The organism is Aliivibrio kagoshimensis (assembly GCF_050337105.1).
Classification (GTDB): Bacteria; Pseudomonadota; Gammaproteobacteria; order Enterobacterales; family Vibrionaceae; genus Aliivibrio_A; species Aliivibrio_A kagoshimensis.
Genome location: NZ_JAKJSQ010000122.1, coordinates 1 through 5,713, shown reverse-complemented (window position 1 = coordinate 5,713; position 5,713 = coordinate 1). Strand labels below are relative to the sequence as shown.

Below are 5,713 nucleotides of genomic sequence, written 5' to 3'. Positions count from 1 at the left end.
TACCTATACTTATATCAACAGACAATAAGAAGAACCCCTTTTTATGACCGATAACCGCATAGAGAGTATTATTAAAAGCTTAGCGGATATTAATAATACTAACTTTTTTAATGATATTTGCTTAGCGTTAAGTAAAGCTATTTTTTCCGATTTTGTCTTCATCGCGACCTTGAGCCCAAATCGTGACGTCGCCACTACTATCGCCTTGTGCAAAGGTGATGAGTTATTAGATAACTTCTCTTATGCATTAGAGCAGACCCCTTGTGCTAACGTGCGTGATGAGGACGTGTGTACTCACACTGAAGGCATTCAAGCACTCTATCCTGAAGATGAACTACTGGTTGATATGGGCGTTGAAGGGTATGTCGGCGTACCACTGCGTAATGTTGAAGGAGAAACCATCGCTCTACTGGTCTCTCTATACACCACCCCCATCCAAAACTCTAAAGAGATTGAAACCCTATTTTTGCTTTTCTCTGGGCTTATAGAGAAAGAGTTACATAAAAGAGATTACAGCCAAGAGCTAGAACTCACCAACACCATTATTGAAAACAGCCAAGAAGCGATCATTATTTGTGATGACCAAAGTACTATCATTCATGTTAATCAAGCGTTTTCAGACATCACTGGATTCCGTAAAGATGAGGTACTGGGAAAAAAACCTAACCTGCTGAATTCTGGAGTGCATGATGGTGATTTCTACAAAGAGATGTGGAACACGCTTAATGAAACCAAAACGTGGCAAGGTGAAATATGGAACCGAAGAAAAAACAACCCAAACTCACTCGATTGGGTATCCATCAGTGCCGTATATAACAGCCAACAGAAATTAACCCACTATGTCTCTTTCTTTTCCGACATTACTGAATATGACAAGGCAAAGAATAAAATTGAACGCCAAAAATATTTCGATTCGTTAACCAAGCTAGCTAATAAAACACTGCTAAATGAACGAATGGAAAAAATTGCTCTTAACAACAGCAGTGATAGCCGAACCGCAGTCTATTACATTGATATCGACCTATTTAAAAACATCAATAATACCTATGGCCATAAATTTGGTGACCGATTACTGATCCTCATTGCTAGTCGTTTAAAGAGTATTGTTAAAGGGACAGACACCATAGCGCGTACTGGCGGCGATAAGTTCACCCTGTTAATGCCCAATGTTGTCGATGATAAAGAGGTGGAGAACTTTGCTCTTGAGATTGAACGCCTTTTTGAAAACCCATTCCACATTGATGGTAGAACCACCAGCTGTACTGTCAGTATTGGGATTGCGCTTCATCCCGATGATTCACCTAACCCAGACGGCCTATTCAAAAAAGCGGAACAGGCTATGTACGATGCCAAAGACAACGGCCGCAACCTATTTAGCTTCTTCACCAAAGGCATGGAAGACAACACAAAAAGAATCACTCAGCTGAAGAATGATATTGAACTGGCCATCAAACAGAAAGATTTTGGCGTCGTTTACCAGCCGATTATCTCAGTTACCGATCAGTCGGTGAACAAGTTTGAAGCTCTCGTTAGATGGAACCATAACGGCAAATGGGTATCTCCTGTTGACTTCATTCCGATTGCAGAACGCTTTAATCTCATTAAACCGATTGGTGAAATTGTACTGAAAGAAGCCTGCAAACAACTAAAACGCTTAGAGGATTCGGGATTCAAAAACTTAGTTTTTAATGTAAACCGTTCGATCTATGAGTTTCACCACCATGAAAATAGTGCCGAATTGTGGTTAGAGATAATCAAAAACAGTGGATTACAGCCCCACAACATCTGTTTTGAGTTAACCGAGAGTGTGTTAGCGCCCGAGAACGATCGCAATCTAGTGATGCTTAATGAGCTGCAGATGGCAGGGTGTAACATTGCATTGGATGACTTTGGTACGGGTTACTCATCCATCAGTTACTTACGACGCTTCTCCATTGATGTGTTAAAAATTGATCGAGATTTCATCCGAGACATGCACGTGGTAAAAGATGACAAAACGCTGGTTTCAACCATCATCGCCATGGCGAAATCTCTCGACATTACTGTGGTGGCTGAAGGGGCGGAAATCAAAGAGCAGATCGATCTATTAACCGATTTAGGCTGTGATTTTATTCAAGGCTACTACTTTTCAAAACCTCTCGCTCCAGAGCTTCTGGCTGACTACTTGCGCCATTTTGACTACCACAACCCGAATTAATCAAAGGCGATGCATAATCAACGCATCGCCTCTTCAATACTCGTCTTAACACTTATCTTAAGCGTTGCAGTACGACTTTTTGGTCAAGAATTGCTTGAAAAGGTTGGTACTCAATGCCACTGTCAAAGATATATTCAGTAACTAATGTGGTTGCCATGGCCAGTAACTCTTCCGATTTCCACGGTTTTTCAAAGTAGCTCTCGACTCGAGCGCGGTTAATAGCGGTAATCGTATCTTGATGCGTGGCTTGACCCGTTAATAAAATCTTTTTGGTTTTGTGGTAGCGGCTCTCTTGAGAGATTTCAGTCAAAAACTCCACTCCGGTCTTTTCAGGCATAACATGATCAGAAATAACCAAAGCGATATACTCACCGTCAGCATCTAAATCGTCCATAACCTCTTGCGCTTCAATCGCTGACTCACAATCTTCAACATTGAAAAAAGCGGCTAAAGGGGAGAGATCTTGCAGCACTGCACTCAGCACTTCTCGTTGGTCATCAACACAAATAATATTAATTTTTTCCATCAGTTCCCTCGCTTTCCTGTGTCGGTACAGGCAGTTTTATCCTAAAGATGGTTCTTTCATCATTGCTCATTACTGCAATGCTGCCACCATAACTATTTATAATTCGTTGCACGATTGAGAGCCCAAGCCCTAACCCAAAGGATAACCCCCCTTTTTTGGTGGTAAAATTGGGTTGGAAAATTTTACGTCTCGTGACTTCATCAATTTCAGGGCCATTATTTGCCACCGTCACTTGGATCATATTGCGCACATGACGGGTAGATATTTCAATATTCGGATCAGAGGTACGGCTTAACGCATCACTGGCATTTTTAATAATGTTCACCCAGATCTGCACCAACTCAGTTGAACTGGCCTTCACACTCGGCAGCACCGCTGGGCTAATTTTGACATTAATACCGCGCAAACTGTTGTGCAGCAGCGCCAATGCTTTATTAATACTGTCGTTTACATCTAACCACTCTTCGGTATCAGTATCGGTTCGGCCTAGCTGTTTCACTGATTTCACAATCCCAACTGAGTGTTTAGAGGCAAGACGCATATCATGCAGATCCCTACCAATCTCCCAGTAACGCAGGGCCTGTTCAATGTCATCGAACCATGCACTGTCCACTTCTCCTTGAGGCACCGCTCGAGCCAATTTTCGCGCTGTTTCTCGGTCTAAACGGTAATCGTTAATCAGCTCTTTTGCCCTCGCCCTGACCTCTGAAGAACTCACTTTCTGGCCATACAACAGGCCGTGATCCAGAAATTGACTCGCATCGGGATGACACTCTTCAAGAAGCTCAAATATCACACTCTGCAGCCGTTCCGTTTTGCTGTTAATCACTCCTACCGCATTATTAAGTTCGTGGGCAATCCCCGCAGCCAATTGCCCCAGTGTGGTCATCTGCTCGGCGGTATTTAACTTATTTTGCACCGTTTCTCGTTCAACCGCTTCCATGCTAGCTCGGCGCTGCCTGCGGGCAAGTTCTTTAACGATAACGGGCGTAAACTGCGCAGTTAACGGCCCATATTTTTCAGGCGATACCACAGGTGTTGAGGTATCAATCCAAGCCAGTTCACTTTTTTCTTTAGCGATAACCGTTGTGGAGGCCTCAAGCGTTTCAGCAAAAAAGCTGTGTACACCGATAAAGGTACCTGCAGGGGCACTAAACACCTTGGTATTTTTGTCTTTAGCCGTAGAGGCGAAAAAGCCCTCTAACTCACCAGACTTCACCCAATAGAGGCGATCGTTATAACCCGCCTGCTTTAAAACAACCTCACCAGCAGATACGGTTATTTGACGAAATGGGCTCTCAAAGTAATCTTCAATCAACCGTTGTAGCGTCACTTTTTCCATCACTACTTACCCAATAAAACCGGTGATATTTAATATCCATACCATCACAAAGCTTAATGACACACCGACTACACCAAGGATAATGCCCACTTTAGCCATCTGATTCGTTTGTACATGCCCTGTAGCGTGTGCCAGAGCGTTAGGAGGCGTACTAATAGGTAAAGACATACCCAACGAAGCTGCAAAGGTCACCACAAGAATCAAGGTGACCTCGCCCCCTAATGGGCTTAGTGAGGTCATCGAAGTACCCAGTGCCGCCATGATCGGCATTAACAAGTTTGCTGTTGCGGTATGCGACATGAAATTCGCCATAATTAAACACAGCGCGGCAGCGCCAAGTAGAACAACATATGGCGAAAAGAGGTCAAAAGGAATACTGTGAACCATCAGACGCGCTAAGCCCGTTTTATCAAGCGCCAGACCCAATGCGATCCCCCCCGACACCAACCACAATACATCCCAAGAGATTTTCTTAAGATCTTCTTTATTGATGATGCCCGTTAAAGAGAAAATCGCGACAGGAATCAAAGCAACAGTGTATGAGTTCATGCCATGGCGAGAACCCATCAACCATAAAACAATGGTCGTTACGAAGGTGATATAAACAGTAATCGCTTTGGGGGTTTTAAGAAACTTACCCGTTATTTTAAGCTCTATCTTCTCTTGTTTTGCTGGGAAGAGGTGATTAATCAAAAACCAAGCCGCCGTCATCATCACCACCACAAAAGGCACGCCAAACATCATCCACTCGCCAAACGTAATCAGGTTATCTCCGACTAAATATTTCAGTGCGATGGCGTTAGGTGGGGTTCCGATAGGCGTTCCGATACCACCAATATTTGCAGCCACAGGTATACAGAGTGCAAACGCAATTTTACCTGGATCTTTCGGACCAAATAGTATGATCACTGGGGCCAGAATCGACAACATCATTGCCGTTGTCGCCGTGTTGGACATGAACATTGAAAAGATGCCGGTAATCAGCATCAGACCCAGCATCACATATTTGGGTTGAGTACCAAAAGGCTTCAATAATACCCTAGCTAAGTTAACGTCTAGTCGATATTTGGTTGCCGCCATCGCCAAGAAAAAACCGCCAAGAAACAGCATAATAATTGGGCTGGAGAAGGTCGCCATTATCTCGTTGTATTTCAACAACTCACCAAAATTGCTTTGATCTTCATTCAAACGAAACAGAATGAAGCTTTTATTTGAAAGGATCAGTAACTCTAGAACAATAATTACCACGGAAGTCGCGTAGATAGGAATCGGCTCCATCACCCAACACAATGCCGCCAATAGAAATATCGCAATCACTCGTTGTTGTATGATCGTTAATCCTTCAAAAGGGAAAAAACTGGTTGGTAGGGCTAAAACGATCAGAGGGATAAGAATGGGAATGATGTACTTCAAGTATTGGCGCATAGAGTGTTACTTCCTTATTAAACAAACTAGGTCTTTTTCCATATCAACAGGCCGTTCATACAGTGCAAGAATTATCCATTAAACAGGAAGTTGCAACCTAGCGTCAGATCAAAATTTGGACAAACGGTAAGCAGATATGAAAATATTTTTCATTACGAGGATTTTCATTTTAATTGTGTGGACATTTCTAACATAAAGCAGGTTATCCGAGAAGATTAAAAAA

4 protein-coding genes are annotated in these 5,713 nt (G+C 42.9%); 1 reads left to right on the top strand and 3 read right to left on the bottom strand.

What is annotated here, in order from left to right:
* Positions 1-43: 43 nt before the first annotated feature.
* Positions 44-2,197, top strand: coding sequence for a putative bifunctional diguanylate cyclase/phosphodiesterase (locus tag L4C32_RS20115; protein WP_428198671.1), 2,154 nt, complete (start codon positions 44-46; stop codon positions 2,195-2,197).
* A 52-nt stretch (positions 2,198-2,249) separates the two neighbouring features.
* Here L4C32_RS20115 and L4C32_RS20110 read toward each other — a convergent pair whose 3' ends face one another.
* Genes L4C32_RS20110 through L4C32_RS20100 form a run of 3 tightly spaced genes read right to left on the bottom strand, consistent with a single transcriptional unit; the run spans position 2,250 to position 5,490 of the window.
* Entirely contained in the window at positions 2,250-2,723 is a 474-nt protein-coding gene (locus tag L4C32_RS20110; RefSeq protein ID WP_428198670.1) for a response regulator, read from the bottom strand.
* Complete coding sequence (locus L4C32_RS20105) at positions 2,710-4,065, bottom strand: ATP-binding protein (RefSeq protein WP_428198669.1); 1,356 nt, start codon at positions 4,063-4,065, stop codon at positions 2,710-2,712. Before L4C32_RS20105 ends, L4C32_RS20110 begins: the two co-directional genes overlap by 14 nt.
* A gap of 6 nt (positions 4,066-4,071) precedes the next feature.
* The gene (locus L4C32_RS20100) at positions 4,072-5,490 is read right to left on the bottom strand and encodes an SLC13 family permease (protein WP_428198668.1); all 1,419 of its coding nucleotides are present in this window, start codon (positions 5,488-5,490) and stop codon (positions 4,072-4,074) included.
* Between the last annotated feature and the right edge of the window lie 223 nt (positions 5,491-5,713).